A 3,188-nucleotide genomic window follows, 5' to 3' on the forward strand; every position below is an offset into this window, starting at 1 on the left:
ATTTGCTCTTCAGTCCCGCCAGATCCTTCGGCTCTGGCTCCCCTCAGTCTTGATTCGCTGCTTGGTGCGCTAAACCCTCGGGGAACCCGAGGAGCGCGCATCCGCAAACCGTCGGGGAACAGAGGCGTGCGCGAATCGCTCCCAAGCTTGGGAGCGTCGTTTTTATTAGGGGGGAACCCCCGAAAAAAAAAACGACAAGACAGAGGGGTTGGGGGTGAGCGGATGAGATCGCGCTGAGGCTTCCTCAGCGTGCGTTTCACCAAGCAGGGCAAGATCTACGCTTCATACGTCAATTTGGTGATGTAGAGACAATTGGTGTAAATTATCGGGTACCCTGGCAGTAATTCGATCGATTCTGCTGGACACAAAGCTAAAATTACGATTGCCAATCGATGCTGCTTTGCCATTCGACGCCGCTTGCCACTACGGGCACGATCGCAATGACAACTACTGCGGGAATCAAGGGAATCCACACCGATCGAGTATCTAAGTATAATTCACAAGTCGCTACTACAACTACAATTGCGCCGACGGGGGCGAGCCAACGCCCTGCACCTGTCAACCACAACCAACTCATCCCGCTCGCGGTGCCCCACATCAAAATCCAGCCAAACTCAGCCAGATCGCTCCAAGTAGTAATCGACGCTCGACCGTCGAGGATGTGACTGAGGATATTACTAGTCATCTGGGCATGGATCGAGACTCCTGGCAATTGTGCAGTTTTCCCCAGGCTCGCAAAAGTATCGCCAGAATTGCGTCCGACATAGCCGATTAACACCGCCTTACCCGCGATCGCCTCCCGCGTGACTCGATCGGTCAAAACATCTTCTAAACTCACTTGTGGAGCAATCTGGGCGGCGTTGCGGTAATTGAGCATCACCTGAAAACCACGTAAATTATCGCCAGATTGAGTCGATCGATAGCCGCCGAAACTATGATTTAATACGGGTATTTCGTGGGTACCGATTTTGATATTGCCATTATCGGCTTCATCGGCTTCGGCAATATTTAGGTATTTTAATGCCAAGCGCAGGCTCAGAGCGTGATCTGTCGAGCAGCCGCGATCGCTGGCTGCCATGCCGAGTACCTGACGGCGGATCGTCCCATCGGGATCGAGACTAAAGTTAGTAAATCCGACTCGCGTTGGTTTGACGCCTTCCGGGGCGGCTACGCCGGGGGATTTTTTACTATTGCCCGACATCAGACAGGAGCTAACGATCGACTCTTGTTGGAGAAGTTTGGTGAGATCGTCATGTCCTTCGCCCATCGGGATATCGCGATAGATATCGAGTCCGATCGTTTGTGGGCTATACTCTTGGAGCTTGGTGAGGGCTTGGACTAAGACGCGATCGCTCACGGGTTTGGTGCGATCGATTCCCACGATGACGAGCCGATCGTCAGGCAGTTCGGACGATCGGGCATTGAGCGTCAGATCGTAGGTGGCAAGTTCGATCGGTTCTAGATAGCCCTGACTTCTGACGCCCCAAATCGCGGCGGTAGTTGCTAGGACGATCGCCCCCAATTTCCACAGACTCATCCGGGCGATCGGTTGGGGATAAAATGATTTCCAGGTGGGGAGTGGGACGGTGGGATTCCAGAAGACGACGGGGAGCCAAGTAGCGCAGGGAAAGTCGGTTTCGATCGCTTTGAGCCTGCGTCTGGCATCAGCTACGGCGACTAATAACGAATTGCCACTTTCAAAGCTGTAGAGGAAGGTTTGCAGGAAGTCTTGGGCGACGCGATTGGGAATGGCTTCGCGCATGACGATCGCGGTGGGAATATCGAGCGCCGCCAGACTAGCAGCTACTCCCAACCCACTACAACAATTAAAAATTGCCAGCTTTAGCCCGCACTCGATCGCGATGGCTATGGCATCGCTGATGTCCTTGAGGGCGATCGTTTCGCGCGGGTTGAGGTGGATCGTACCCGTCTCCAGATCGCTGCCGTGTCCGGCAAAAAACAGGATATCCCAGCCTTGGCGATCGTGGAGTTGCGATCGCAATTGGGCGATACTCGGTTCGACGAGGGTGACTAAATCTGCTGGCAATCGTTGGATACAGGCGGCATCCGTCATCGTATCGATGCCCGTGCGATCGCCAAATACTGCCAGAATGCGCGGCTTGGTGCGATCGGAAGTACTGAGTTTGCGTTGATAAGTATTGAGACTAAAGGTGATTTCCGCCTGGGGGCAATGGGCAAGGGCGCTCCAACAGTGCCAGGGTAAACGATAGATCCGATCGTCTGCCGACTCGATAATAATAATCGCTTCGGTGGGGCGCGATCGTTCTGGGGCGGCGGCATTACCGATCCTCCACAGCAATGGTTCGGCTAGGGCACTAAAAGCGCTAGTGTCGAGCCAAGCGAGCATCTCGGCTTCCAGCTTTGCCCGCGTTTGGGCGAAACTAGTAACCGAAAAACCCGTCACCCCCGTAGTATCGAGTTCGATTTTGGGCGGTTCGCCCCGCACCGCATGGAGATAATTGTCATAGTAAGCAGCATAAAAAAACTGCCACTGGTAGTAGAGAGTTTGTAATTCGGGATTGCCGGGTAAACTGCCTTGAAGCTGTCCGACGAGCTGATTGTCTACTTCTAGTCGGGAGTTGATGCGATCGAATCCACTACTCAAACTACCTGCACCCAGACTGAGAAATAAGGCGATCGACATGCTTTAAGCGACAAATGATTCGGTAAAACTACTACTGTCTAATGCTACCCGAATTTTGAACTGCGTCCCTGGATGTAGTTTAAATGAGGGGAGTTGGATGAAGTTCATGGCTTCAGGATACTGAATCTCACTCAAAAACTGACCGTTTTCAGCTTGTAAGGTGAGCTGCAAATGGGCGGGTAGCATCGGTAAACCACCCGCCGCATGAATTCTGACTCTGACTTTTACGCGTCCATCTGGTTCGGTACTCAAACCGATCGTCATTAGGAGAGGAATACTCGCGATCTTCGCGTGCAGCTCGATCATCTTACTGGCGGTAAAGTCTCGAATACTATCGTAATTAGGATTGCTCGCTAGATTCAGTGTATTATTTCTGAGCGCAAACTCTTGCTGGCGCAGCCGCAACTGAGTCGATTGCTCATCACGATCGCCAGCGCTTCCCGGCAGGATAATTGGTTCCCAGCCAGTCCCAAAGATTCCTGCTAAGAATTCTTGAAGATTATTAATTATCGTACTATAAATA

2 protein-coding genes are annotated in these 3,188 nt (G+C 52.4%); both read right to left on the bottom strand.

Annotation, left to right across the window (positions count from 1 at the left end; genetic code table 11):
* Positions 1-376 precede the first annotated feature (376 nt).
* On the bottom strand, positions 377-2,665 hold the full coding sequence (locus RMO52_RS09530; RefSeq protein WP_310413353.1) for a CHASE2 domain-containing protein: 2,289 nt from the start codon (positions 2,663-2,665) through the stop codon (positions 377-379).
* A gap of 3 nt (positions 2,666-2,668) precedes the next feature.
* Positions 2,669-3,188: DUF1822 family protein (locus RMO52_RS09535; RefSeq protein WP_310413355.1), on the bottom strand; the 520-nt coding region annotated here is incomplete at its 5' end.

The sequence above is a fragment of the Chamaesiphon sp. OTE_8_metabat_110 genome (genome assembly GCF_031382685.1).
In the GTDB taxonomy this organism is placed as follows: domain Bacteria; phylum Cyanobacteriota; class Cyanobacteriia; order Cyanobacteriales; family Chamaesiphonaceae; genus Chamaesiphon.

What these genes read in the sequence shown, in the direction of transcription:
- RMO52_RS09530 (WP_310413353.1), bottom strand. Translation starts at nt 2,665, where the DNA reads ATGTCGATCGCCTTATTTCTCAGTCTGGGTGCAGGTAGTTTGAGTAGT.